Annotated in this window: 21 protein-coding genes; 2 read left to right on the forward strand and 19 right to left on the reverse strand. The window is 47.2% G+C overall.

The genetic code is table 11. The annotated features are described in order from the left end of the window. The first annotated feature begins 65 nt into the window (after positions 1-65). Positions 66-1,454: a pyruvate carboxylase subunit B gene (locus HMPREF0908_RS00645; RefSeq protein ID WP_006689472.1), complete on the forward strand. Its 1,389-nt coding sequence runs from the start codon at positions 66-68 to the stop codon at positions 1,452-1,454. Positions 1,455-1,506: 52 nt separating this feature from the next. Here the strand turns inward: HMPREF0908_RS00645 and HMPREF0908_RS00650 are convergent, their stop codons facing one another. The 6 genes from HMPREF0908_RS00650 to HMPREF0908_RS00675 form a co-directional block, all read right to left on the reverse strand. Further along, positions 1,507-3,129, reverse strand: coding sequence for a nucleoside kinase (locus HMPREF0908_RS00650; protein WP_006689473.1), 1,623 nt, complete (start codon positions 3,127-3,129; stop codon positions 1,507-1,509). A 55-nt stretch (positions 3,130-3,184) separates the two neighbouring features. After that, a complete protein-coding gene (locus HMPREF0908_RS00655) occupies positions 3,185-4,183 on the reverse strand; it encodes an inorganic phosphate transporter (protein WP_006689474.1) in 999 nt (332 codons plus the stop codon). Further along, complete coding sequence (locus HMPREF0908_RS00660) at positions 4,176-4,802, reverse strand: DUF47 domain-containing protein (RefSeq protein ID WP_006689475.1); 627 nt, start codon at positions 4,800-4,802, stop codon at positions 4,176-4,178. Before HMPREF0908_RS00660 ends, HMPREF0908_RS00655 begins: the two co-directional genes overlap by 8 nt. Positions 4,803-4,911: 109 nt before the next feature. Then, positions 4,912-7,083, reverse strand: a complete 2,172-nt coding sequence (recD2, locus tag HMPREF0908_RS00665) for an SF1B family DNA helicase RecD2 (RefSeq protein ID WP_006689476.1) — start codon at positions 7,081-7,083, stop codon at positions 4,912-4,914. Continuing rightward, positions 7,058-8,986: a ribosomal protection-like ABC-F family protein gene (gene abc-f, locus HMPREF0908_RS00670; protein ID WP_040572278.1), complete on the reverse strand. Its 1,929-nt coding sequence runs from the start codon at positions 8,984-8,986 to the stop codon at positions 7,058-7,060. Before abc-f ends, recD2 begins: the two co-directional genes overlap by 26 nt. Position 8,987: 1 nt before the next feature. Continuing rightward, positions 8,988-10,418 (reverse strand): LCP family protein, encoded by a 1,431-nt coding sequence (locus HMPREF0908_RS00675; RefSeq protein ID WP_040572279.1) that lies wholly within the window; start codon positions 10,416-10,418, stop codon positions 8,988-8,990. A 239-nt stretch (positions 10,419-10,657) separates the two neighbouring features. Between HMPREF0908_RS00675 and HMPREF0908_RS00680 the strand changes: the two genes are divergently transcribed. Further along, positions 10,658-11,869 (forward strand): HD-GYP domain-containing protein, encoded by a 1,212-nt coding sequence (locus HMPREF0908_RS00680; RefSeq protein ID WP_040572280.1) that lies wholly within the window; start codon positions 10,658-10,660, stop codon positions 11,867-11,869. A gap of 94 nt (positions 11,870-11,963) precedes the next feature. Here the strand turns inward: HMPREF0908_RS00680 and HMPREF0908_RS00685 are convergent, their stop codons facing one another. From HMPREF0908_RS00685 to HMPREF0908_RS00745, 13 genes are all read right to left on the reverse strand, one after another. Further along, positions 11,964-12,818, reverse strand: coding sequence for an energy-coupling factor transporter ATPase (locus HMPREF0908_RS00685; RefSeq protein WP_040572281.1), 855 nt, complete (start codon positions 12,816-12,818; stop codon positions 11,964-11,966). Next, positions 12,803-13,642 carry an energy-coupling factor transporter ATPase gene (locus HMPREF0908_RS00690; RefSeq protein WP_040572456.1) on the reverse strand — a complete coding sequence of 280 codons (840 nt, stop codon included), beginning with the start codon at positions 13,640-13,642 and terminating at the stop codon, positions 12,803-12,805. The genes HMPREF0908_RS00685 and HMPREF0908_RS00690 overlap by 16 nt, the downstream gene beginning before the upstream one ends. Further along, entirely contained in the window at positions 13,642-14,964 is a 1,323-nt protein-coding gene (locus tag HMPREF0908_RS00695; protein ID WP_040572282.1) for a sensor histidine kinase, read from the reverse strand. The genes HMPREF0908_RS00690 and HMPREF0908_RS00695 overlap by 1 nt, the downstream gene beginning before the upstream one ends. Next, positions 14,961-15,638 (reverse strand): response regulator transcription factor, encoded by a 678-nt coding sequence (locus HMPREF0908_RS00700; RefSeq protein WP_006689484.1) that lies wholly within the window; start codon positions 15,636-15,638, stop codon positions 14,961-14,963. Before HMPREF0908_RS00700 ends, HMPREF0908_RS00695 begins: the two co-directional genes overlap by 4 nt. A 68-nt stretch (positions 15,639-15,706) precedes the next feature. Next, positions 15,707-16,900, reverse strand: a complete 1,194-nt coding sequence (locus HMPREF0908_RS00705) for a multidrug effflux MFS transporter (protein ID WP_006689485.1) — start codon at positions 16,898-16,900, stop codon at positions 15,707-15,709. 43 nt (positions 16,901-16,943) lie between these two features. Then, a complete protein-coding gene (locus tag HMPREF0908_RS00710; RefSeq protein WP_006689486.1) occupies positions 16,944-18,200 on the reverse strand; it encodes a threonine/serine exporter family protein in 1,257 nt (418 codons plus the stop codon). Between the two features lie 93 nt (positions 18,201-18,293). Next, a complete protein-coding gene (gene glmS / locus HMPREF0908_RS00715) occupies positions 18,294-20,123 on the reverse strand; it encodes a glutamine--fructose-6-phosphate transaminase (isomerizing) (RefSeq protein WP_006689487.1) in 1,830 nt (609 codons plus the stop codon). 309 nt (positions 20,124-20,432) lie between these two features. Further along, positions 20,433-21,716, reverse strand: coding sequence for a radical SAM family protein (locus HMPREF0908_RS00720; RefSeq protein WP_006689488.1), 1,284 nt, complete (start codon positions 21,714-21,716; stop codon positions 20,433-20,435). Continuing rightward, positions 21,682-22,308, reverse strand: a complete 627-nt coding sequence (pth, locus tag HMPREF0908_RS00725; RefSeq protein ID WP_006689489.1) for an aminoacyl-tRNA hydrolase — start codon at positions 22,306-22,308, stop codon at positions 21,682-21,684. Before pth ends, HMPREF0908_RS00720 begins: the two co-directional genes overlap by 35 nt. Positions 22,309-22,311: 3 nt before the next feature. Then, complete coding sequence (locus tag HMPREF0908_RS00730; protein ID WP_211204772.1) at positions 22,312-23,157, reverse strand: undecaprenyl-diphosphate phosphatase; 846 nt, start codon at positions 23,155-23,157, stop codon at positions 22,312-22,314. A 164-nt stretch (positions 23,158-23,321) separates the two neighbouring features. Further along, positions 23,322-24,671 carry an NADP-specific glutamate dehydrogenase gene (gene gdhA / locus HMPREF0908_RS00735; RefSeq protein WP_006689491.1) on the reverse strand — a complete coding sequence of 450 codons (1,350 nt, stop codon included), beginning with the start codon at positions 24,669-24,671 and terminating at the stop codon, positions 23,322-23,324. A gap of 174 nt (positions 24,672-24,845) precedes the next feature. Continuing rightward, entirely contained in the window at positions 24,846-25,325 is a 480-nt protein-coding gene (gene rlmH / locus HMPREF0908_RS00740; protein WP_006689492.1) for a 23S rRNA (pseudouridine(1915)-N(3))-methyltransferase RlmH, read from the reverse strand. After that, complete coding sequence (locus HMPREF0908_RS00745; protein ID WP_040572283.1) at positions 25,322-26,431, reverse strand: S1C family serine protease; 1,110 nt, start codon at positions 26,429-26,431, stop codon at positions 25,322-25,324. Before HMPREF0908_RS00745 ends, rlmH begins: the two co-directional genes overlap by 4 nt. Positions 26,432-26,443: the final 12 nt, after the last annotated feature.

The following is a 26,443-nucleotide window of genomic DNA, read 5'->3' on the forward strand; positions in this document are numbered from 1 at the left end:
CTATAATTTAGATATTGGGTTATATAACTATAGATTATAGTTTTAATCAAGGAGAGTGTTCTTTTATGGCAAAGAATCCGGTCAAAATTACCGAGACTGTCCTCCGCGACGGACATCAGTCGTTGGTAGCAACGCGCATGCGCATTTCGGACATGCTTCCGCAGCTTGCGGCGCTTGATGCCATCGGCTACAATGCTCTTGAGGCATGGGGCGGTGCTACATTTGACACATGCCTTCGCTTCCTCGATGAAGATCCGTGGGAGCGCTTGGATATTCTGAAGAAGAATCTTAAAACGCCAATTCAGATGCTCCTTCGTGGCCAGAACCTGCTTGGATACAATCATTATTCCAACGATGTTGTTGAGAAATTTGTCCAGAAAGCATCTGCACACGGCGTCGGTGTCTTCCGCATCTTTGATGCATTGAACGATATCCGCAACCTGAGGGTTGCTATTGATTCGGCTCTGAAATGCCCGGAGAAACCGCATGTCCAAGGCTGCCTTGTATATACGATCAGCCCGGTTCACACAAACGAAAGCTTTGTTGAATTGGCTGTCGAGCTCGAGAAGATGGGATGTCATTCCGTCTGCATCAAGGACATGTCAGGCCTGCTGAAGCCATATGTTGCTGAGGATCTGGTCAAGAAGCTCAAAGCAGCGGTGAAGATCCCCATCGATCTCCATACACATTGCACCTCTGGATTTGGTCATGCAACGTATCTGAAAGCCATCGAGGCGGGTGTTGATATCATCGATACAGCACTGGCTCCCTTCTCCAGCGACACATCTCAGCCGTGTACTGAAACGATGGTTGCGATGCTGGAGGGAGAAGAGCGTGATACCGGACTTGACCGTCAGGCAATGACGCCGATCTCCAAGTACTTCCTCAAGGTAAAGCAGGATCTCATTAAGACGTTCAACCTTAAGGGATACTTTGACGTCAATCCGAATGTGTTGGATTTCCAGATTCCTGGCGGTATGCTTTCCAATCTTGCGAACCAGCTCAAAGAAGCCGGCATGGAAGACAAGTACCAGGATCTTCTCGACGAGATGCCGCGCGTACGCAAAGATGTCGGCTATCCGCCGCTCGTTACACCCTCTTCGCAGATCGTTGGAACCATGGCAACGTTTAACGTTATGAGCGGCCAGCGTTACAAGATGGTGCCGAATGAGTTCAAGGATCTTGCTCGCGGAAAATTCGGCAGAACCCCCGTTGAGGTCGATCGTAAGTTCCTGACCGATACACTTGGGATTGCTCCGGAAGATATCATCGAAGACTGCTCGATCGAAGATGCAAAGGCAAAGACATTCGCCGAGTTTAAGGAAGAACTGAAAGGAAAGGGATATCTCAATCCGACCGATGAGGATGTTCTCTCCTATGCCCTTTTCCCACAGGTTGCAGAGGAGTTCTTCAAGGCACACTACAAGCCGATTACAGCATACGTAAAAGAATAAGCTCAGACATAAAAAAGAAGGTGGAACGTGATTCGTCGCGTTCCGCCTTCTTTTATTTTTCCTTGAAGAATACCGATTTTCCAATAAATTCTCGAAAGATGGAATTATTGGGGATATCATCGATGTCATGAATTTCATCGACATATTGAAGAAAACGCAGAATCAATCGCGCTTCTGTATATCCCTCTTCCCCTCTGCCTATCGCCTCTAAAAGAGGTACTGCATATTTTTTTAACACACCAATTTCATAGATCAGCGCGGAATTAAACAAAACATCGGCTTCTTCCTGAAATGGGAAAATATATTTTTCCTCCCCAGCCCTGACATCCGGCCACTGCTTAATCGTCTTAATGGCCTTCGCACCACGAAATTGATGATCTCGAACCAATCTGCGAAGAAACCGCACATCTGTAGTCGGAATACGATTATGCGCATCAATATTCAGTTGTGTTAATGCACTAATATATATTTTGTATTTATTTTTTCGTGCTATATCGGCCGTAAGCCGTTCATTCAGGCCATGAATTCCTTCAATAATAATTGGTTGATCTTCTTTCATCAACAAGAAATTATCGTCATGCCATTCCCTCTTTCCTGTAATGAAATTGTAGTAAGGGATTTGTACCCTATGTCCATTTAAGAGTTCCAGCATATTTCGATTGAAGAGAGCTGTATCGATGGCGTCGATCGACTCATAGTCATACTGTCCTTTTTCATTTCGAGGCGTATCCTCACGATTTAAAAAATAATCATCCAATGAGATCATAATGGGATGCAGCCCGTTGACTCGAAGCTGTATCCGCAGTCTCTGAGCAAAGGATGTCTTCCCGGAAGATGATGGTCCAGCAATCAGAATGAGTCGTATATTGTTTCGATGTGAAGCGATGTGATCCGCAATTTGCCCGATACGTTTCTCCTGCAATGCTTCAGATACGCGTATAAGTTCTCCCATACGATGTTCTGTATTGATCTGATTTAGATCCGAGATGTATGGGCACTCCAAGATCCTCGCCCATTCCTTCGCTTCAGAAAGAATGTGTCCAAATTTCGGTTGCTCTACACGTGTTCTGATTTTCCCGTCTGTCATTTCATCTGGTGTACGTATCAAGACACCGGATTGTTCCATATCTAATGCAAACTGTCCGAGAAGTTTTGTCTCTGGGAGCATCGCTCCATACAGGTAATCTGGATAGTTACAGCACGTATATATACTGATCATGGGGTGGGGAAGTGAGGCAATCAGTGCAGCTTTTCCCCTATTACCGCGCGTCTGAAAGAGTTCAATTGCTTCTTGGCGCGGAATACCGTGTTTAAGAATAGGCACGTTGTTTGCAATCATCCCCCGCATCTCTTGTTCGATGTCTTGGATGAATCGAAGATTGATGGATTGTCCTGGGATTTTAACTTCACAATATAGGCCTTTATTGACCGTAAACTTGGCGACGACTTCTGCCTCTTTGTTCATATTGGACAGCGCAACGATAAAGAGAAAGAGTACGGAACGTTGGTAGATTCTCCATCCAAGGGCAGTATTCAACTCAATAAATGAAATCTCATCATCATGATTATATTCTGACTGTATATCTCGTACTTCGCCGTTGATTTTAGCAGCAACAATTGGACTAGAGTAGTTCTGCGCTTCCTCTTGTGCAAGCTGTATCAATGTTTCTTGCATCAGAATCCCCCTTCTCTCTTTACAGAAAAACCTGCTCACAATGAGCAGGTTTTCATCAAATAAAGAATGTAACAATTTTATAGGTAATTGCACCCATGACAGCCGTACACGGGATTGTCAGCACCCACGCTATTACCATTTGCTGTGCGACACCCCATCGGACTGCGTTAATGCGTTTTGCCGCTCCTACGCCCATAATGGAGCCGGAGACGACATGTGTTGTGCTCACAGGCAAATGCAGCAAAGTTGCACCAAATATGATAATGGATGAGTTCAAATCCGCCGAAAAGCCTGAAATCGGCTGTAATTTAAATATCTTACCTCCGATGGTCTTGATGATGCGCCATCCTCCGACTGCTGTTCCACAAGCCATTGCAGTTGCGGCAAGGATCTTGACATAGGTGGGGACTTCGAACGCATCAATATATCCACCAGCCAATAAGGCGAGTGTAATGATGCCCATAGACTTCTGTGCATCGTTGGAACCATGAGAAAATGCCATAGTAGCAGCCGATAGGATCTGCATCTTCTTGAATTTCCCGTTGATGGATGTCGGACGTGAATGCCCAAACACACGGAACAACAGCAACATAATTATGCATCCAGATACCATACCGACCAATGGAGATAAAATCAACGAGAGGACAATTTTTTCGATTCCCGTGAAGTTCAATCCGTCGACGCCAGAGGACGTCATCAAAACAGCGCCGATCACTCCCCCGACAAGTGCGTGTGAACTGCTGGAAGGCATCGAAAACTTCCACGTGATCACATTCCATACAATAGAGCCGAACAGTGCAGCAATAAGAACGTGTTCGTCTACATGAGATGCTGATTTTACGATATCTGAACCGATGGTCTTCGCCACACCGGTGCTGTACATTGCACCGAAAAAATTAAGGACTGCGGCCATAATAATGGCGTGCTGCGGATGAATCGCTCTCGTGGAAACAGAAGTTGCAATCGCATTCGCTGTATCATGAAAGCCGTTGATAAAGTCGAATATCAATGCCAACAGGATCACTAGAAAGATCAAGAGCTGCAAATTAGGCATATTTCATTACCACTCCTCGCAGCATATCAGCAATATGTTCGCAATGATCCAGCGTATCTTCCAGCTGTTCCAGAACATCTTTCCAGCGAATGAGTTCGATAGGATCTTTCTCGTGTTCAAACAGATAGGCAACTTCGCGACGATAGAAGAGATCGCCTTCACTTTCAAAGCGTTCAATCTTGTGCGATGCGTCCAATATGCCTACTTGATTTTTGCGGATATTCCCCAAAAAAGATACCGCACGAACAATTTCCTCCGTTGCAGAGAGCAATAATTTGGTCAGGTTTATTGCTCCCGGCATTGGTTCCCCCATATGATACATATCATATCGCTGTAGTATCCCTTGGAGGAGATCCACACCGTCATCGAGATTGTTTGCCAATGCGTATATGTCTTCACGATCGATCGGTGTAATGAAAGTGAGATTCAGCTTGTCAATAATACGGTCATTGATGGCATCCGCTTCGTGTTCAATTTTGTTGATTTCTTCTACCTTAACCGCCGTTGTTTTGTAATCCCGGATGACCTCGTCCAGAATCAAAGCTCCTGCATGAAAGAATTTTGCACTTTCAAGGAATAGATCAAAGAACTCATCATCCTTCTGTTTGAAATTAAACATAAATCCAGATCCTCCCCAGGAATACATTTACTTGGAGGTACATACAGAAAAATCACATCCCAATAATATCATTATTTCAGATTGACAGCAAGCCAAAATTTGACCGTACTCAAATCCTTTCGGCAAGCCGCTCTGCGAGGAGTGTATAGCGGCGTCTCGTTCGATCATTGCTTACAGCGGTAAAGAGTGCAGTGCGATCTCCTACAAGGATCACACGTTTTTTTGCGCGTGTGACAGCAGTATATAGGAGGTTACGCTGCAGCATAATATGATGCGCACGTACAAGCGGCAAAATTACAGTGCTGTATTCGCTGCCTTGACTCTTGTGTACACTCATGACATAGGCGAGTGTAAGTGATACAAACTCATCCCGTGTATACGTGACATCCACATCATCCGTATATTGCACGATAAGTTTCTCTGTATCAATCCATACAATACGGCCAACATCGCCATTGAAAACATTTTTGGTATAGTCATTTCGTATCTGCATGACCTTATCGCCGCTGCGAAATCCTGCGATCAACTTATTGTCTTCCGTTTGTGGGTTAAGGGCTTCCTGCAGCGTACGGTTGAATGCATCTACGCCACATGCTTCACGACGCATGGGCGAAAGCACCTGCATGTCCATCACAGAGTGTCCCGTAGCAATCAATGATTGACAAATTGATAGGATTTGTTTCGCAGCTTCCTCGGCGGATACTGCCGGAACAAAGGAGAAATCATCTTCCGTAAATGTCGGCATACATCCAGTGTTGATTGCATGTGCATTGAGCACGATTGTTCCTCTGTTATTCTGACGAAAAATCTGTGTCAGACGCACGCACGGAAAAACGCCCGAACGAAGAAGATCTTTTAGTACCGATCCTGGCCCAATTGCCGGAAGTTGATCTGCATCTCCAACGAAGATAATATGTGTGCCCGGAAGGACAGCGGAAAGCAGGTGCTGCATAAGCACAATATCCATCATGGATACCTCATCGATGATGATAACATCTGCCTCGAGCATACATTCTGCATCGCGTGCAAAATGCATCTCACCGTCTTCGCGTCCTTGTGCTTCGAGCATGCGATGTACAGTGGCTGCGGGAGCCCCTGTCGCCTCCGAAAGACGTTTTGCAGCACGGCCTGTTGGCGCGGCGAGAAGGATCTCCAGCCCTTGCTCTCCCATAATATCAATCATGCTTCGAATCACTGTTGTCTTTCCTGTGCCAGGGCCGCCGGTAAGTATGACAACGCCATGAAGCAGAGATGCAATCACGGCATCTCGCTGCTGCTGTGCGAGTGTTACGTCATGTTCTTTCTCCCATGTGCTGACAAGTGCTGCTGGGTTGTGTACGTGAATTGGTTCTGCCTTTTGCTTCAGCATGCGGAGGAGATCTGCGGTTTCCACCTCTGCATGATACAATTGGGGCGAGTAAATCAGACGCTCTCCCATCTCGTCCACGGCATAGACGCGATGCATTTTCACCTCGCGTCGGAGTACATCCATAATGTCAGCATGCTCGACACCTAGACGCTTGGCAGTATGCTCAATCAGCAGCGCCTCTGGAATGCAGCAATGCCCATTGGACGCAATTTGTGCCAGTTCAAAAAGGATGCCTGCTGCAATCCGTTCCATTGAGTTTTTTTCCCACCCACATGCTGCAGCAATCGTATCCGCCGTGACAAAACCAATACCATCCACTTCTTGTGCCAGCTGATATGGATTTGTCTCCATCACCTTTAGAGAGAGCAAGCCATATTGCTTGAAGATACGGGCGGCATATCCCCCGGTCACACCGTGCTCTTCCAGCCAAAGCATAATATCACGCAGTTCGTTTTGCCTATGATAGGATGCTGTGATTTTCTCTGCCGTTTTAGGTCCAATTCCGGTAACTTCCGTTAGACGACGTGGGGTGCTCTCTATGACCTTTAGCGTGTCTGTACCAAAACGTTCAACGATACGACGTGCTGTTGCCGGGCCGATTCCTTCGATCACACCGGAAGACAAAAACCGTTCAATGCCATGTGCCGTCGTCGGTGCACTAACGCGCATTTGCATCGCTCGAAACTGTCGCCCAAAACGAGGATGCACAACCCATGTTCCGCTTAAATGCACTTCCTGTCCGAGAAGCGGTGCGGGAAGGTTCACCGTTGCCGTACATTTTGACTGACCTTGCAGCCGCAGGCGAAAAACAGAAAATTCATCATTTGCAGCCGAAAAAATGATATGATCTACAATACCGGTTAGTCGTTCTTCCTTGTTATTGAAATCAAGATCTTTCTGAAGCTGCATCATCGACCTCCGTCAGCTGCTCCCAATTGGTATAGCGCTGTATAATTTCCTGCTCTTTCTCTGCATACGATGCAGCAACAGTGCGGCTGCGTTCGGGGTCACTTTGTGTTTCCGGTAAATTCATCTCGTATTCCAACCATTTCAGCTCTGCCTCAGCCATAGCGATCTCTGCTTCAGCACGTTCGATCATTTCCTGACGGCGGTCCGTAGGCAGCGTGCTTGCTGACGACTGACTATGGGAATTGTTTTTTTGCGCAGGAGGTTGTTCTGTTTTCTTCTTTTGGGAGACATGTCCCTGCTCTTGTGGCTGTGAAGACGCCTCTTCTTTTTTCATCAGATAGTAACTGTACCCACCGAGATACTCCGTGATCGTTCCTTTGTTCAACACCAATGTGCAGTTTGCTGTCTTATCCAGAAAATAGCGATCGTGAGATACGGCAATGAATGTTCCAGGGAAGGCCATAAGAGCCTCCTCTACTGCCTCACGTGCCGGGATATCAAGATGGTTCGTCGGCTCATCCAGAACGAGAAAATTTGCTCCTGTCAGCATCAGTTTCAGAAATGCGACGCGCGCCTGTTCACCGCCGGACAATTCCCCAATACGACGGAGCACATCATCTCCGTGAAAGAGAAATGTACCGAGATAGCTGCGCGCTGTCTCCTCGCTTAATCCGTAGGTATAGCTAATTTCATCTAAGATCGTATTATTGGGGTTAAGGCCTTCGTGCTGCTGGGAAAAATATCCAATCTTGACACGACTGCCGATCTTCACACGTCCTTCTGCTTCACGTTCTCCCACCAGAATTTGAAGGAGTGTCGTCTTCCCTGCACCATTTTCTCCGATCAGTGCCACACCGTCTCCTTTTCGTATCAAAAGGGAGATATGATCAAGAATACGATGCCCATCCTGATAGGAGAATGAGACATCCTCAAGTTCCGCAACACGCTGTGCGCACTCTTCCGGCGGAGCAAAGGAAAAGAATTGAAACTGCGCTGCTTCAGGCGGAAGTACGATGCGTTCCAACCGATTAAGCTGACTCTGTCTGCCGCGTGCCTGTTTTGCTTTTATCCCTGCTTTATACTTGCGAATGTATTCTTCTGTCTTACGGATATGGTCCTGTTGTTTTTCGTAAGCATGCTGAAGTGCTGTGCGGCGCTCATTTTTTATGCGTATGTAATGTGTATAATTTCCTGTATACGACGTAATGGTCTGATGTTCGAGCTCGAGAATATGCGAGGCGACACGATCAAGAAAATAACGATCATGAGAAATTAAAAGCACACCGCCTCTGTAGGAGCGGATAAATTCCTCCAGCCATTCGATCATGCCGATATCCAGATGGTTGGTCGGCTCGTCTAAAAAAAGAAAATCCGGTTTACGCAAAAGTGCTTTGGCAAGACATATACGTGTTGTCTGACCACCGGAAAAATGATGAACATCCTTAGTCAAATCCGATTCGGAAAAACCAAGGCCAAATGCAACGCGCCGAATATGTCGTTCAAAATCGTACCCATTCATGGATTCGAATTGATTCACAAGATTTCCATAGGCTTTGAGATCTTCTTCGCTGCTCTGTCCGGAAGAGATACGACGTTCCATCCGTTCTTTTTCTTCACGAAGTGAAATAATATCAGAGAAAGCGCTGTATAATTCATCATACAGTGTTTCCGAAGAAAATACTGCCTGCTGCTCAACGTAACCGATGGTATCGGTCGGATCGACAGACACCGTACCATCATCCGCCTCCTCTCGTCCAAGGAGAACACGCATCAGTGTTGTTTTACCGCTTCCGTTAGCGCCCACAAGACCTATTTTATTACCGCGCATAATTTCAAGGTTCACATGAGAAAAAAGTGTATGTATCCCATACGATTTTTCCAGCCCAACCGCCTTAAAACTCCCCATATTACGCTTCTCCATCTTTGTGCTTTCGCGCTGACTGATAGTCACGTCCGATATATATGATTGCCTGCTGTTCTCCGGCTCCGTCCACCGGCATAATAACGCATGGGAACGGCATGCCATAAAAAAGATTGACATGCGAATCCGCCGTCATGACTGCAGTTTTTGGACGATCTGACGATCGTCCCGTCTCGACACTTGAAATTCGAAATCCTTTTGCCTGCAGAATATCTGCTACTTCTGCCCCTGCCCCATTAATTCCGCTGGAATTGACGATGAGGACTGAAATACAGTCCGTTGAATCCTGTCGCTTTTCTGTGCCTGCTTCTTTTGATTCTTTTTGTTCGGCTGTACGATGTGCACTGATCACACGATCTCCCTCCGCCAACAGTTCATCAGAAGAAGGAAAATTGACTTTCGTACTGTTCTCCATCATTCTGCGCAGCCGTTCCGGCATATTGGCGAGGTATTGATCGGCATCCCGTTCAGCTTCTTCACGCATTGGTTCTGACAGTTCTCTTCCGACGCCTTCCATGAGCAGTGATCTTGATGCGACAATGTCCGGAATCCAATAACTCACATCTCCTAGGTATGCAGGAGTTCCTGCAACCATTGCCATCGAAAGTCCATCTGCTTCAATATGTTTAAACCGTTTTGTCAGCGCAATCAACTGTCGCAGAGAAAGATCGGTCTGAACTACATTCTTTACTTCCCCTAATATTGCAGAGATGCGGGGCAGAATCTCCGGGGATATGAGGCGGGTAAAAAAAGCCCGAATGAAGCGCTGCTGGCGTGAAATGCGCCCGATATCCCCTTCCCCATCCCGATAACGCACATACTGAATGGCATGAGCACCATCCATGTGCTGCATGCCGGGCTGAAGGTCAATGATAAGACCGCCATTGTCGTCCCAGGGATCTTCATAATGCATGCGTTTCTCTACGTCGATATCAACACCGCCGACAGCGTCGACAATCCGCTCAAACGCTGATATGTCAATCAAAATATAGTGTGATACAGGCACACCGAGCAGCTTGCGAACAGATGAAATTGTCAGATCATGGCCGCCAAATGCATAAGCATGGTTGATTTTATCATATCCATAGTTTTCGATTTCAACGCGCGTGTCGCGAGGGATGGAGAGCAGTGCTATCTGATCTTTTTTTTCATCGACGGCGGCAAGCATCAGCGTATCGCTTCGTCCGATATCGTTATCTCTGCGATCTATGCCCATGAGCAGCACGTACCCGAGATCGCCGTAAACACCGGTACACCCGTTGGCCGCCCTTAATGAACTGGAAAAAATATATCCTCCTGCATAATAAATCACACACACCAGTACAAATGAAAGCGTAAATATAATTCCTGCATACTTAGCAAACATACGATCTGTTGTTGCCTCATCCGATGGGGTTATTTCAGGTTCTTGTGCCATCGAGTCGTAAATCTCCCTCTCCGCTTATATCGATCGGATTTAGTATAGCAAAAACAGGCATTCTGCGCAAACGATACCTACAAACGAAAGGCTTTGTAACTGGTCAATTTGGCTTTACAAAGCATTACATTTCATGTAAACTGGTATCCATAATTTAAACATCTGGATTTATACACATAAACAGATAAAGGAATAATCCAGATACGGGGAATATGGCACAATATTGCAGGGGGAAAATTATGCTTAGACTTCCTGTATCAAAATTAAAAGATGGCATGATCCTTGGGCAGAGCCTATTCAACACTGCTGGTGGAAGTTATTTGGTCAAGGGGCAGCCTGTCACCATTGACTATATACGAAAGCTACATCAGATCGGTATTCAGTCCGTAACTGTTACTTCCATGGATCCTGCATACAAGCTGCCGCCGCCTCCAGATGTGATTGAAGAAAAAACACGGATCAATGCAATCGGCACAGTCTACAATACATTCCAATCTATTGAAGAAAATGGAACACTTGATGTAGATGCATTACAAAAAGTGACAGATTCCATTGTCTTTGATCTTTTTGAGAATCATGAAAACCTCGTTCAGCTGACGGATATTCGTGCCCATGACGCATATACGTTTGCTCACAGCGTCAATGTAGCCGTTCTTTCGGCTATGATGGGGATGCTATGTCATCTTCCCAAAGATGAGTTATCACTCATTACTCTTGGAGGACTCTTACATGATCTAGGGAAAGTAGATGTAAACACAGACATCCTTACCAAAAGACGGGGACTAAACGACAATGAGTTCAAGATCATGAAAAAGCACCCAGAAGATGGTGCTCGTCGTATTCTGAAAATGAACGATCTTCCAAAAACGAGTATCCTGGCTGCTATTGCCAGTCAACACCATGAGCACATTGATGGAACGGGGTATCCAAACGGAATTACAGGGAATGAAATGCATCGTTATGCTAAGATAACAGCGATTGCAGATGTCTATGATGCCCTGACTAGTGAACGCCCATATAAGAAGGCGTATATGCCAAATATTGCCTATAATATCATGTACAACATCAATAAAGGTCAATTTGATAGAGACCTGCTAAATACGTTCTTTAATAATGTAGCACTCTATCCAGAAGGAGCCGTGTTAAAAACGACTTTGGGGTTCGCCGTTGTCAAAGAGAGTAAGTTTGGTCGTACAACAACTCCAATTATTATTCTTTTTGCCGATACCAATGGAAAACTATTACATGAAAGAACCGTTATTGATCTTTCAGACATAAAAGATGGTGCAAAATCTATACAACTTGTGCCAACAGGAAATGAACTGTATCACTTTATCCATGAACTAGGTGTCGATCCGTCTTCCTATCTTGAAGAAGAACGCAAAAAAGATAAGGATGCAGGAATAAAATCCTCAGGATTATCCACCGCACCATGTGTGAATATTACTTGACCAGTTAGTTGATCTGTACAAAAAGAACAGTACGCACGGACAATCATGGGAGCATTCCACAAATCTCCTGAAGGGGTTCGTTCGTACTGTTTTTTTATATCCTTTTCGCAAGGAGCACATCTGACATTTCGGATATTGTATTACAATTTCCAACAGGGTAACCGATCTCTTCAAGATCTTTTCCGAGCCTTAGAAGATGCGGTGCAACAAGAGAGGCACGATCTAAGAGATCTGTATCTCGGAAAATCTTCCAAGGAGCCCCCTCACCTATTACCTGCCCATCTGCAAGTAAAACTAAATGTTGCGCCACACAAAGAATATCTTCCATACTGTGTGAAACAAGTATGATGCACATCTTTTGTTCACGATTCAACACAGAAAGCATTGCTAGAAGTTCTTCACGACCACGTGGATCTAGACCAGCAGTCGGTTCATCCAATACAAGGTAACGCGGTGCAAGAGCCAGCACTCCGGCGATTGCCGCACGTCTGCGCTCTCCTCCAGACAGAGCAAATGGAGAACGATCCCGATACCCTTGCGGAAGATGCAGCAGATCCATTGCTTCCTGTACGCGTTTTTCAACATCTATCTCAGATAGTCTTTGGTTGCGCGGGCCAAAAGCAATATCTTCATAAACGGTTTCTTCAAAGAGCTGGTACTCCGGATACTGAAATACCATACCGACGCGAAAACGAAAGGAGCGTTCAGTTATATCGATGTTTTTTTGCTTTGTCCAGAGCGATACTCCATCAACAGTGATATTTCCGGATGTCGGCCGGATAAGGCCGCCGATCATTTGCATCAGTGTAGATTTTCCAGCACCTGTTTCTCCGGCAATCGCAGTAAATGATTCTTCTGTAATCGTTAGCGAAACATCGCGAAGTGCTGTGTGGGAAAGCGGTGTATCCTCCATATAGATATGGGAGACAGAATTTATCTCGATAGACAATGGACCAACTCCTCGTCTGTTAAAATATCTTGCGGCAGATCTTCTCCACCGATACGCAGCCGCTGCGCAAGATCAGCTGCAAGAGGAAGATCCATCCCTAAACTTCGCACATATTCCGGCTTGCTAAACACGTTCCGGGGCGTACCGTCCATGACAACTTTTCCTTTATCCATCAAAATGATTCGATCAGCGGCAATGGCTTCTCCCATAAAGTGGGTGATGTATACAATCGTTGTCCTTTGTTCCTCATGCAGTTTCTTCACTGCCGAAAGAACCTCAGCACGACCACGTGGGTCAAGCATTGCCGTTGGCTCATCAAGAACAATACACTCAGTGCGCATCGCAATAGCCCCAGCAATAGCTATACGTTGTTTCTGCCCGCCGGAGAGAAGATGAGGCGCATCACCGGCGTGTGTACTCATTCCGACAAGATTAAGAGCATCTCGCACACGTTTTCGTATTTCCTCCGAAGGAACACCAAGATTTTCAGGTCCAAAGGCAACATCATCCTCAACAATAGCTGCAATCAACTGGTTATCCGGATTTTGAAATACCATACTTACTTTTTGTCGAATCTGCCAGTGCAAGGATTCATTCCGTGTGTCCATCCCATCAACAAGGCACTGCCCTGATGTCGGAAGAAGAAGTGCATTCAGATGACGTGCAAGTGTAGATTTTCCAGAACCATTAGCACCAAGGACAGCAACAAATTCCCCTGATGGAATGGAAAGAGTGATTCTGCTAAGTGCTTCATGTTCTTCATCATCTCCACTTTGATAGATATGTGACACTCGATCAAGTGAAAAAAACGGCTTTGATTGCATCATTTCCTATCATCCTGTGTGTTTTTTGTTCGAGTCTTTAGGTAAACATGGAATATTGTTCCTTTACCGACTTCACTCTCAAGGGTAATTGTTCCGTGATGTGCTTCAACAATCTCACGTGCGATCGCGAGCCCAAGACCATTCCCCCCCATGCGGCGTGAACGCGCTTTATCGACGCGATAAAACCGATCAAAGATTCGCCCTTGATCTTCTGCTGCAATACCAATGCCACTATCTGCGACAGATAGATGGATACGTCCATTTTCTGACAACACAATGGAAACCATTATATGCCCATGATCCAATGTATACTTCACTGCATTATCGATCAATATCAGTATAAGTTGCCGTATCTTTTGCTCATCAGCATATATCTCCATATGGCTGGGAAGCATCTCTTTAATAGCAATATCCTTTTTCTCGGCAAACGCCCGCATCATGCGAACCGTCTGTCTAGCGACAGCAGCAATGTCCATACGCACTGGTTTGAGCTGTAAGGCTTTCCCATCTGTTCGCGCAACTGTGAGCAGGTCACTCACGAGTTTCGTCATCTTCTTTACCTCATCGCGCACATCCTCAATCACTTGCTTTAGAAAAGGCGATGTGATTGTCGGATCACTGCGCAGAAGATCTGCAGAGGCGAGGACAACAGCGAGAGGTGTGCGGAGTTCATGTGAAGCATCTGCGGCAAATTGACGCTGGCGTTCGTATGCCTCGCGAATTGGCTGCATAGCTCCACCGGAAAGAACATAACCAATAGCGGCAGCAAAGATGATAGCGATCACCCCCAACGCTGCCAGCGCTGATGTTGCCTTTTCTAGTCCATTATACATGGCAGTAACATCTTTGCCAACGTACACAGTCTGCATTGGCATCGGGGGGCTGGAGACAGTCTGCGATGTCATCATTACTTTCGTCTGTACACCGCGCTCATTCATCTTAGTAAAAACACGTACCTCACGATCCGACGGAGCCCACGCGCTGACAATATCCAAAACAAAGGACTCAATGCGGGATGACGCACGTGAAAAATTGATTAAACGTCCATGGTCATCAAATACATAATAAAAAAGACGGTCATTGGTACTCCGGTATAATTGTGCCTCATCAGCATCTATACCGGAATGCAATTCATGATATACTTGTGATTCCACGACACTGTCTGCCGTATCCAAGAGCTCTCGCGCCTGTTCGGATGTAATCGCCCACTGCATCGTTTTATGCATAGCAAAAAGGAGGACGATAACCAGCCCTCCCATAACCAGTGCATAACGCAGCATCAAAAATAAGCGGCTGCGTCCGAATAGATTGCGTTCGCTCAATTCGATGCCTCCAATTTATAGCCGACACCACGTATTGTCTTGATGGATGCCTCCTCTCCTGCTGCATCTAGTTTTTTTCGCAACATCTTCATATAGGAGTCGATATTATTTGAGCTGACGTCTGCCTCCAGTCCCCAAATACGATCAAGAATAATATCACGCGGAACAACGATACCAATATTTTGTGCCAGTAAGTCAAAGAGCTGGAACTCTCTCGGAGAAAGTTGAATTATTTTACCATTCTTTTCGAGAATATTTGCCGTACGATTCAGCTTAAAGCCGCCGATTTCATCGACTTCGTGTTGTATACGCTGCGTTGACCGTCTGCCAAGTGCACGCAGGCGCGCCAAAAGCTCAGAAAACTCGAATGGCTTTACGAGATAATCATCCGCACCAGCATCGAGTCCCTTCACTCGATCCTCCACAGAGTCCCGTGCTGTCAGCATGAGAATGGCACGATCATAGCCGTTTCGGCGCAGGCGTGCACAGGCATCGACTCCTGACTCGCCCGGCATCATCCAGTCCAAGATCAGAATATCGTACTCTGTGTAGGTTGCATACGCATAAATATCACTGCCGTCTGTCACCCACTCAACACTGATGTCGTTTTGTTCAAGCATATATTGGATGAGCTTGCCAAGGCGCAGATCATCTTCTGCCAAAAGCACACGCATAATACCATCTCCCTGCTATATCGAATAGAATTATAGATAAGGGGGGTGAAAGATAGCTGAAAAAGGAGCTAACGCATCGCTATGTGCACTGATGCAATCATGCGATAAAAGACAAATATCCCAAGCCCGTAGCAAGTCAGCATAATGACTCCCATCGGAATGGCTGTATAATCACCTGCGATGCCTACCACAGGCATCATGCAGGCTCCCAGCAGCATCGAGAAACATCCAATCAATGCAGAAGCACTGCCCGCATTTTTCCCCTGTCGTGAAAGCGCGAGAGAAAAGCTCGCCGCACCCATCACCGAGAGTGGTATGATGGTAATAAAGAGTAGAATAAAGATAACAGGAAGCGGTGCGGAAACAAAAAATCCAATCAGAAGCAAGCTGCTCCCGATCAGTGGAACAAGTACGGCATATTTCAACATAACGATATCCGGCACACGTCCAGCAAAACGGGCCGGTAAAATTCCGGCAAGGAGAAGCCCCGCTCCAATCACGGCAAAAATCATACTAAATCCCTGTGGAGAGACACCATAGATATTCTGAAAGACGAATGAAGAGCCAGAGAGGTAGGAAAAGAAGGCACCAAATACGAAGCACTGCAACAGACAATGTCCGAGAAAATAACGATCATGTAAAAGGATGGGGAATTTCTTCAGAGAATCCATCACGTTCTTGCTGCGTTGTTCTTTGGGGAGCGTCTCTTGATAAGCGAGAGTTGCACCAGCCAGCACTACGCCGATGAGTGTCAATAAAATGAAAGTGGCGCGCCACTTTGCAAAAAGAAGAATCTGTCCGCCGATCACAGGCGCAATAATGGGGGCAAATCCGTTGACCATCATGAGTACAGAAAAGAACCGTGTGAGCTCTGAGCCTTCGCAAACATCACGTGCGATTGCACGTGAGATAACAATTCCGCTCGCCCCAGCGAAACCGGCAAAGAAGCGAAAGAAGAGGAAAAGATATATATTCTGCGCGAGTACGCAGCCGAGCGTTGCACCGACAAAGACAAGCATTCCGATCAGAAGAGGCCTGCGGCGTCCCCAGAGATCACTCCATGGACCGGCAAGAATCTGTCCAAGTGCCATGCCCAGCGTTGTCATAGTAAGCGTCATCTGTACTAATGACGTTGGGACAGAAAAGGCTTCCTGCACCTCAGGCAGTGCCGGGAGATACATATCCGTTGAGACCGGTGCAATTGCCGTCATAACACCAAGGAATATGGTCAGCCAAAGCCGCGTACGCGCATTCATGTCCATTGTATTTCTCCCTGATTCTCGTTTGCTGTATGTACCAATTTTTTCAAGCAGCGTTTGCAGCAGTTGATTTCTTTCCGCGGCTCATCAGCCATGCCTTTATCGTTTCCCATATTGCAGTTGCAATGACGATTCCCGCTGCGATGGATGCCGCATAGAGGAAGGTCTTTATCCCCTGCGTACCAAATTTATCCCAGTCAGCAGCAACTGCATAGAACATTGTTCGGTAGAGCGAACCACCGGGAACCATGGCGATAACACCGATGATCAAAAAAATTGTTGCGGGGCATTTATAAAAACGTGCCAGAATTTCTGCGGCAAGTGTCGCAAATACAGCTCCAGCAAAGTAACCGGCATACTCATTCCAATCGAGTGCTATGAACAGGATGGTGAATCCCCAGGCAATCATACAGACTACAGCTCCTACACAGGCATCTTTGATATGCCCATGCCAAAGCAGATGAAAAAAGAATCCACCGATGAGAGACGTGAGGAGATAGACCCACCACGTTGTTTGAAAAGCGATGATGGTTCCTGATGAACTAAACGCAAAGCCGGTAGCGATCAGCAGGCTCAGAATAAATGCCTCTGCACTCTTGAGCAACCCGGAAATCGTTTCCTGACTGAACATATCGCGAATCGAGTTCATGAGGGCAAGCCCTGGGATCACCGGCATAATGTTGCCCATATTTATCGCAGCCGGATGAATATCCATCCCCATCCACATGAATGAGTTGGCAAAAACACCACCGATAAAACTAAGCAAAACAAGGGCACAGTATGGATTCAGTTTTGTTCTGCCAAGCAAATATTGAATGAGCCGAAGAAAAACACCAACGATCCCGGCACATACGGCATCTTCTAAACGCCCGCCGAAAAAAGCAGAAAAACTGCCCGCGATAATGGCCCAATAAAATACAGACGCTTTGAGAGAAATCTCATCCATCGTATCAATGTCGCGTATACGCGCCTTTATTTCATCCGAAGTGATGGGACGTGCACAAATTTCTCGTGAAAGTTGATTTAATGCGATCAATCGCTGAAAATCAAAGTTCTGGCCCGGAACACGACGCATCTGTGTAATGACGCCGATGTCCTCCCCACGTATCGTCACAACAATGCTGGAGGTAATGACCATGACATCCACATGGCGAACTCCGTAGGCGCGACATATAAAGTTGATCGTTCGCTCTACGCGGCTTACCTCCGCACCAGTTACGAGCATGCGCTGCCCAATGTCGATGGCACGTTCCAGAATCTTGTTGATGTTAATTCGTGCTGTTTCGTTTATCATAATGAACATAGTTATAACATGACTTTACTGCCATGTCACGCTTTTTCAAAGAAAAACAGCAGAACCGTTTTCACAGTCCTGCTGCACACTCCATGTATGATATTATTCTACGGTAACAGACTTTGCGAGATTCCGCGGCTTATCCACATCGCAGCCGCGCGTAATTGCAGCATAGTACGCAAGCAGCTGAAGCGGGATAACCGAGAGAATCGGCATAATGAACTCATCGGATGCCGGTACGTGCATCACATGATCCACGTACTTTTTCAATTCAGTATCCCCTTCGGCAGCAATACCGATAACAACGGCATCACGTGCCTTGACCTCCTTGATGTTGGAAAGGGTTTTCTCGTAAACGTTCCGCTGGGTTGCCAGTGCGATGACCGGAACACCTTCTACGATCAGAGCAAGTGTACCATGCTTCAGCTCACCCGCAGCATAGGCTTCTGCGTGGATGTACGAAATCTCCTTGAGCTTGAGTGCTCCCTCGAGGGATACGGAATAGTCAAGACCGCGGCCAATGTAGAAAACATCCTCATTAAACCCGTACTGCTTGGCAAATGTCTTGATGGGATCAACGTCAGACAAGATCTCTGAAATCTGCGAGGGAATCTCCTGCAGATGTTCCACTAGTTCCGCCGTGCGCTTTGGCGCAATCATCCCCTTGATCTCCGTCATATACAGTGCAAGCATGAAGAAGAGGACGAGCTGTGTTGTGTATGCTTTCGTCGATGCAACGGCAATCTCAGGTCCTGCCCATGTGTAAACGACCTGATCTGCCTCGCGCGCAATGGAGGACCCAACGACGTTCGTAATCGCAAGTGTCTTTGCTCCACGACGCTTGGACTCCTTGAGTGCCGCAAGGGTGTCACTGGTCTCGCCGGACTGCGATACAACGATCAGCAGCGTCTTGTCATCGACAATTGGGTCACGATAACGGAACTCTGATGCGACATCCACTTCGACCATGACGCGAGCCATTTTCTCAATATAGTATTTCCCAACGAGTCCTGCATGATATGCCGTACCACAGGCGACAATATAGATCTTGTTGAATGAATTGAGATACTCGGGGGTCCAAGAGAGTTCTTCAAAAGAAATACTCTTCTTGTCACTCGTAATGCGCTGGCTCATCGTGTCACGAACGGCTTTCGGCTGTTCATGAATTTCCTTGAGCATGAAATGCTCATAGCCTCCTTTTTCCGCGGCCTCAGCATTCCACGTAACTTCAAATACCTTCTTGGCAACGGGCTCGCCCTTGCGGTCAGTGATCTCGACACTGTCCTTGCGTACAATGGCAAGTTCGCCGTCCCCCATGATGTAGGTGCGGCGTGTACGGGAGATAATCGCGGGGATATCCGAGGCGATATAGTTCTCCCCTTCGCCGAGGCCAATGATCAGCGGGTTGTCCTGCTTTGTGCAGACAAGCATATCCGGGTGTTTGCGGCTCATAAATGCCAGAGCATAAGACCCTTCGATACGACGCAGAACCTCGCGAACAGCTGCAACGAAATCGCCTTGATATACGTCCTCCAGAAGATGAACAACTACTTCTGTATCCGTTTCGGACTTAAATACATGACCTTTTTCGATGAGCTCTTCCTTCAGTGAAAGATAATTTTCGATAATGCCGTTATGGACAATGGCAAAATCGTTGTGACAATCCACATGAGGATGTGCATTCACATCCGACGGACGACCGTGCGTCGCCCAACGCGTATGACCGATACCGATGTTGCCAACGGGGACATTTCCCTTGATCTTGTCACGAAGCGCAGACAGGCGTCCAACACTTTTCTCAACACGAACACTTCCGTTGTCGTAAACAGCGATTCCGGCTGAGTCATAACCGCGATACTCCAGTTTGGACAGACCATCCAGCAGAAACTCTGCTGCCTGACGATCACCGACATAACCAACAATTCCACACATAAAAATACCTCCTGATCGAGTAAAATATCGCTCAGGGATTTCACTCTGACTGCAGCTTTGTCCACGCAGTCACCCGCATGATTTGACCACAGCCTATCGGCAGAGTATGCCGGAAGGCATCCGCTGACGGCTCGACAACCTTCTCCTCGTCCTCTGAGAAAACATCTCCCCAGAGCCAGCGCTAAGAATAATTAATTCTTTTTTATAAATGAAATCCCCCATGCATCAGATGATGCATGGGGACATTCTATCCGATATAGCACAATAAGTCAATCGTTCACATCTGCGAGCAGAAAAGATGCTGTTAATTCATGGCATTTTGGCGACATAGTGACTGAAACTCCCGATGACGAGCTGCGGAAATTCTTCATGAAGAAGATGCATAAAATTTTTCGTCCCAACGGGCATCCCCTCCCCCCCCGGCATGACTTGCAGAAATTGCGTCGGATCGATATTGAGATTTCTCATCTGAATCATCTGGACTGGAAGCTCACGGAAAAATTGCTGCCAAGCATGGAGTTCCTCGGGGCGATCGGTAAATCCCGGAAAATGCAGCAAGTTGATGGAAACATATACTTGGTGTTTCAATGCATAATGGATGGACTCCTTAACAGAGTCCAGCTGATAGCTTGCGCGATAATATGCATTGTAGCTTTCAGGCCGTGCGCTAATCATGGATACACGCAAAGAATCAAGCCCTGCATCGACAATTTTTCTCATGCCTTCCGGATATCCGGCATTGGAGTTCATGTTGATTTGACCGCGCGTGGTTACGCTGCGTATTTTACGAATTCCAGCAGAAATCCGATCTGCGGCAAGCGACGGTTCACCTTCACAGCCCTGTCCAAAGCTGATGATTCCATCCGGGGCGAGCGAGAGATGATAGATGCCAACCTCAGCGATTTCATCTGCTGTCGGTGCGAAGGTTATTCGCTCTTGCGGAGACGGACAGCATTCTGAGCTCTGTAGGGATATGCAGCCGAGACAGTTGGCATTACAGACGGGTGATGTCGGCACACCGCATTCCCAGCGCCGGTAGAACAGGTTCTGTGCCGTGAGACAATGATAGTTCAGCGAGCAGTTCCCCACCTGCTCTACAATGCGGTTATGGGGGAGCTCTTTCATCGTGCGGCGCACCAGCTTCTTGAGTCCAGTGCTATTATAGTTGGATGGATCCCATTTGTCATTTTCGTCCGTATATACGGCAGTCACCCACAGCTGTCCACGATAGGACAATACGGCAGTATAGCCATATAATGGGAGTAGAGATGCATCATCTTTGCGATGAAAAGCAGGAAGATGGGTTCGCGTGTAGCCCTGTGGAAGAATGGCCGCTACGGCAGTGCCATTGATCTCTTCCTCACATCCATCCACACGCAGACCCACTGCCTTATGCGAAGGCATAAACATAAGATCAGCACTGTCAGGAAGCGGAATGAGTTCATCGGGATGAAGTAAAACATTTGATGTGCCAACCCGACCTAACCCCTGCAGATCCACTGCCTCACAGATGTTGCCGTGATGGTCGGCATAGACTGCCGTAATCCTATCCTTCTTCTCATGCAGAAGTGTCGCCGTTCTCGTTCGTTTCATGATCGCCCTCTTGATGTTTTTTCTTCTTCCGATGTGGATTATAGCGGTTCATTGCGAAATCTGTCCCATCCGTTACGATACACGTCACTGCGGGCAAAAGATATGCTATCGTCTCGCGAATCTTTGGCGTATCCTCTGGTGCAAATGGAGCAAGAACGTGGTTGATGACGGTCCATCCGGCTGGCGGACGCCCAATGCCAATACGAACACGAGCAAACGCCTCGCTGCCGACATGGGAAAGGATAGATTTAATCCCATTATGCCCGCCTGAACTTCCTTTCTTCCGAATACGTACTGTCCCGACAGGAATATCCATATCATCGTGAACAACGATCAAATCTTCACTGCTCAGTTTGTAGTAGGAAAGCATGGGGCCGATCGCTTCCCCGCTGTTATTCATATAAGTCAATGGTTTGACAAGGAAAATCTTTTCTCCGCCAATGCGCGCCTCTGCAACAGATGAAGAGAAATCCTCTTTCCATGCAGAGACGTTCAGATGCTCTGCCAGAGCATCGATCAGCATGAAGCCAACGTTGTGCTTGGTGTTGGCATACTCTGCTCCAGGATTCCCAAGCCCCGCAATAAGTTTCATTCACTACTCCTTCGTCGGATCACCAATCATAAAGAGATAGGCAAGTACTAGTATGCCAAGAGCAATACGATACCAGCCGAATGCGGTAAAGTCGTTGCGCTTTATGTATCGCAAGAGAAACTGAATCGAGAGAATCGACACGGCAAATGCTGTTACCATGCCAACAGCGAGAATAAGCAGTTCTGCCCCCGTGTAGTGCCAGCCAAATTTGACAAGTTTCAGAAAGGATGCGCCAAACATGACAGGAATGGCAAGAAAGAAGGTGAATTCCGTTGCGACATAGCGGCTAGCCCCAAAGATAATGCCGCCAAGGATTGTTGCCCCGGAGCGGCTCGTCCCCGGAACGAGCGAAAGCACCTGAAAGACGCCAATGATGAATGCCGTACGATAGTCCAGTGCAGCAAGGCTCTCGACACGCGGCGTCCGGCGTTTATTCCAGCGCTCTACAACAATGAAAAGAATACCGTATAGTATCAGCATGGAAGCAACAACAGGCGCATTCATGAAATGTTCTTCCATGTATTTGTTGAACGCGAGCCCGATCACTGCAGCAGGCAGACAGGCAACGATGACTTTCCCCCAGAGATCCAATGTATCACGTCGCTCTGATCTAGACTTACTTCCAAGAAACGGATTTAGCTTTTTTGCATTCAGTACCACAACAGCAAGAATAGCGCCGAGCTGGATGACAACCAAAAACATATCCATAAAGGCAGTTGATACATTCAGTCGAATAAATTCGTCAACGAGGATCATGTGCCCTGTGCTGGACACAGGAAGCCACTCGGTGAGTCCCTCAACAATTCCCAGAATAACGGCCTTCAGCATCTCCGCCAATGTTATTTCCACGGTATATAAATCCTCCTTCGACTATACCAACAGAAACATACTATATATGCGTGCGCCTGTGTGGTACCACTAAAATCCCGCCTATTATAGCATACTTACCTGGCTTATGCACGATACGCATAGAAAAAAGGCTGCCGAAGCAGCCCTCGTTCAAACGTTTTCTTTTAGACCAAACCATGTGCCAGCATGACGTCTGCCACCTTGGAGAATGCAGTGATATTTGCGCCCGCAACGAGATCATCGGGGTCAGCATAAAGCTCTGCATTTTTCTTCGCATCACGATAGATATGGCTCATGATCTTGCGAAGGCGCTTATCCACCTTCTCAAAAGTCCACTGGCGGCGCTCAGAGTTCTGCGACATCTCAAGGGCGGATACGGCCACACCGCCCGCATTGGCTGCCTTTGCCGGGGCAAAAAGCACTTTGTGGCTCTGGAAATACGCAATGGCATCGAGCGTAGACGGCATATTTGCACCTTCGCCGACAGCTTGGACTCCATTAGCGACCAGCAGCTTGGCAGAATCCAGATTGATTTCACTCTGTGTCGCGCACGGAAGTGCAATATCGCACTTCACCGACCAGACGCCGCTGCATCCTTCGTGATACTCTGCATTCGGGTGCGTATCTGCATATTCCTTAATTCGTGCACGACGCACTTCCTTGATCTCCTTGAGTGCAGCAAGGTCAATGCCGTCCGGATCATAGATGTAGCCGTTCGAATCGGAGCACGTTACAACCTTCGCACCAAATTCCTGCGCCTTCTCAATGGCATAAGTAGCGACATTTCCAGCGCCGGAGACAACGATTGTTTTGCCAGCGAGGTCGATTCCTTTTGCCGCAAGCATATCCTGCACGAAGTAGAGAAGGCCATAGCCCGTCGCTTCAGTACGCGCAAGACTTCCCCAATAGTCCGTACGTTTGCCCGTCAGGACACCCGCATCGTAGGAGTCACGAATGCGCTTGTACTGCCCAAAGAGATAGCCGATCTCACGCCCGCCGACGCCAATATCGCCTGCCGGCACATCCACATTCGGGCCGATATGACGATAGAGCTCCGTCATAAAGCTCTGGCAGAATTTCATCACTTCGTTATCTGAGCGACCGTGCGGGTCAAAATCTGACCCCCCTTTGCCGCCGCCGATGGGAAGGCCGGTCAGAGCATTCTTGAAGACCTGCTCGAAAGCAAGGAATTTCAGGATGTCAAGCGTAACACTTGGATGGAAGCGGAGACCTCCCTTGTAGGGTCCCAAGGTGCTGGACATCTGGACGCGGAATCCGCGGTTGACCTGAATCTCACCTTTGTCGTCTACCCAAGGTACACGGAAGGAGATGATGCGGTCCGGTTCGATCATGCGCTCCAGAATCTTGTGCTCCTTATACTCAGGATGCTTTTCCAAGAGAGGGACAACCGAGGTCAGCACCTCACTGACGGTATTTTTAAAATGGCTTTGATCGGGATCGCGCTTCGATACTAGATCCAAAATATCATCCACGTACTGTTTCATGTTCGACATAATAATTCCTCCCTCTTATCCTTCCTGGAGATTATCCAGTGAACGAGAATGAGTATAGCATAGAGGGTGAAGTTTTGTATAGCGGTTGTGGTCATGAATACAATATGCATTTACAAATACAGAGAGTGTTCCCCTACTCCCGTTCAATGAGGAGAAAGGAACACTCTTCCCAATTTATAGATGGTATGGTTCATGACGGCTGATCTTGAACGAGCGATAGATCTGTTCCATTAAGAACAGCCGTATCAGTTGATGCGGCAGGGTAAATTGTGAGAAGGACAGTCGCAGATCTGCACGTTGGCGCAATTCATCAGACAGTCCGAAGGGACCGCCGATCAGAAATGCAATATGGCTTTCTCCCATGAGTATCAGCCGATCAATCCGTGCGGAAAACTTCTCGGAAGACATCTCCTCGCCGCCCACATCCAAAACGATCAGGTAAGCCCTCTGTGGGATTTGCGAAGACAGCCGTTCGCCCTCGCGGCGAAGAACTTCCTCCTTTTCTGCAAGAGAAGGTCGGTCCTTCATGCGTTCTTCGATGATCTCGATCGTACGCAGATCGGCATAAGGGCGGAGACGTTTTTCATACTCTGCGACTCCATCACGCAGATATTTTTCCTTCAGTTTTCCAGCACAGACAACGGTGATCTTCAACGATCCTCCTGCGGCATCTCTTCAAGTACAACCTCTACTTTATGTTTTGTATCGTTGCGGTCATATGTTACCGTTACCTTATCACCAACCTTATAGGAAGCAATCTTATTGCGCAGATCGGAAACACTATTTACTTCTTCTCCATTGATTTCAAGGATAATATCCCCGCGCTGGAAGCCGGCTTTTCCACAAGGACCATCGAGTGAAAGGCGGAAGATATAAACCCCCTTGTCAATGTTTAGCTGATAACCATAACGTGCCGCAGTAGTCGGATCGAATACAGAAACGCCGAGATATGGACGTGCCACGTAGCCTTTCTCAATCAGTTCATTTACAATTGCCTGAACAGTGTTGATGGGAATGGAAAATCCCATACCTTCTACACCGCTTGCGGCAACTTTGGCACTATTGATACCGATGACTTCTCCATCAGCATTCACCAGTGCACCACCGGAGTTTCCAGGACTGATCGCTGCATCCGTCTGAAAAAGTTTGACACGACGATCGCTGACATCGAGCGTACGATTCAGCGCACTGATGACACCTGCCGTGACGCTTCCTTGAAACTCCAGGCCCATTGGATTCCCGATTGCAATGGCAGGTTCACCAACGACCACACCATCTGAGTCACCAAAGCGTGCTGTTGGCAGATTATCCTCGTCCACCTTCACCACAGCAAGATCGGTAAATTCATCTTGACCGACTAGTTTCCCTTTTAGGGTTCGTCCGTCCGAAAGGGAAACAATGATCTCCTTTGCGCCACTAATGACGTGATTGTTCGTAACGATATATCCGTCGCTGCGAAAGATAACACCAGAGCCAACGCCCTCAGTCTGAACAGGGTTATTGAACCAATCACGCGCAACAGCCTTGTTGGTAATACCTACAACAGCAGGACCAACAGCTTTTGCCGCGCGCACGACCGGGGTGTTTCGTGCATCAGAAACATTTGAGATGTTAACGGTCTGTGCCGGATTTGTTACTGTCGACCGACTATCAGCAGCAGTTCCCATCGAACATCCACCCAAAATAATAAGCAATACTAAAACGGCTGCTGCAGTCAAGATAGGGCCTTTACGCTGATAAAATTTTGATTGTGAATTCATAATTACATCTCC

Origin of the sequence: Centipeda flueggei ATCC 43531 (assembly GCF_000160695.1) — a bacterium.
In the GTDB taxonomy this organism is placed as follows: domain Bacteria; phylum Bacillota; class Negativicutes; order Selenomonadales; family Selenomonadaceae; genus Centipeda; species Centipeda flueggei.

Excerpts from the sequence above, each read along its gene's own strand:
- HMPREF0908_RS00645 (WP_006689472.1), top strand. The coding sequence starts at position 66 with ATGGCAAAGAATCCGGTCAAAATTACCGAGACTGTCCTCCGCGACGGA.
- HMPREF0908_RS00650 (WP_006689473.1), bottom strand. The coding sequence starts at position 3,129 with ATGCAAGAAACATTGATACAGCTTGCACAAGAGGAAGCGCAGAACTAC.
- HMPREF0908_RS00655 (WP_006689474.1), bottom strand. The coding sequence starts at position 4,183 with ATGCCTAATTTGCAGCTCTTGATCTTTCTAGTGATCCTGTTGGCATTG.
- HMPREF0908_RS00660 (WP_006689475.1), bottom strand. The coding sequence starts at position 4,802 with ATGTTTAATTTCAAACAGAAGGATGATGAGTTCTTTGATCTATTCCTT.
- recD2 (WP_006689476.1), bottom strand. The coding sequence starts at position 7,083 with ATGATGCAGCTTCAGAAAGATCTTGATTTCAATAACAAGGAAGAACGA.
- abc-f (WP_040572278.1), bottom strand. The coding sequence starts at position 8,986 with ATGGGGAGTTTTAAGGCGGTTGGGCTGGAAAAATCGTATGGGATACAT.
- HMPREF0908_RS00675 (WP_040572279.1), bottom strand. The coding sequence starts at position 10,418 with ATGGCACAAGAACCTGAAATAACCCCATCGGATGAGGCAACAACAGAT.
- HMPREF0908_RS00680 (WP_040572280.1), top strand. The coding sequence starts at position 10,658 with ATGCTTAGACTTCCTGTATCAAAATTAAAAGATGGCATGATCCTTGGG.
- HMPREF0908_RS00690 (WP_040572456.1), bottom strand. The coding sequence starts at position 13,642 with ATGCAATCAAAGCCGTTTTTTTCACTTGATCGAGTGTCACATATCTAT.
- HMPREF0908_RS00700 (WP_006689484.1), bottom strand. The coding sequence starts at position 15,638 with ATGCGTGTGCTTTTGGCAGAAGATGATCTGCGCCTTGGCAAGCTCATC.
- HMPREF0908_RS00705 (WP_006689485.1), bottom strand. The coding sequence starts at position 16,900 with ATGGACATGAATGCGCGTACGCGGCTTTGGCTGACCATATTCCTTGGT.
- HMPREF0908_RS00710 (WP_006689486.1), bottom strand. The coding sequence starts at position 18,200 with ATGTTCATTATGATAAACGAAACAGCACGAATTAACATCAACAAGATT.
- glmS (WP_006689487.1), bottom strand. The coding sequence starts at position 20,123 with ATGTGTGGAATTGTTGGTTATGTCGGTGATCGTCAGGCAGCAGAGTTT.
- HMPREF0908_RS00720 (WP_006689488.1), bottom strand. The coding sequence starts at position 21,716 with ATGAAACGAACGAGAACGGCGACACTTCTGCATGAGAAGAAGGATAGG.
- pth (WP_006689489.1), bottom strand. The coding sequence starts at position 22,308 with ATGAAACTTATTGCGGGGCTTGGGAATCCTGGAGCAGAGTATGCCAAC.
- gdhA (WP_006689491.1), bottom strand. The coding sequence starts at position 24,671 with ATGTCGAACATGAAACAGTACGTGGATGATATTTTGGATCTAGTATCG.
- HMPREF0908_RS00745 (WP_040572283.1), bottom strand. The coding sequence starts at position 26,431 with ATGAATTCACAATCAAAATTTTATCAGCGTAAAGGCCCTATCTTGACT.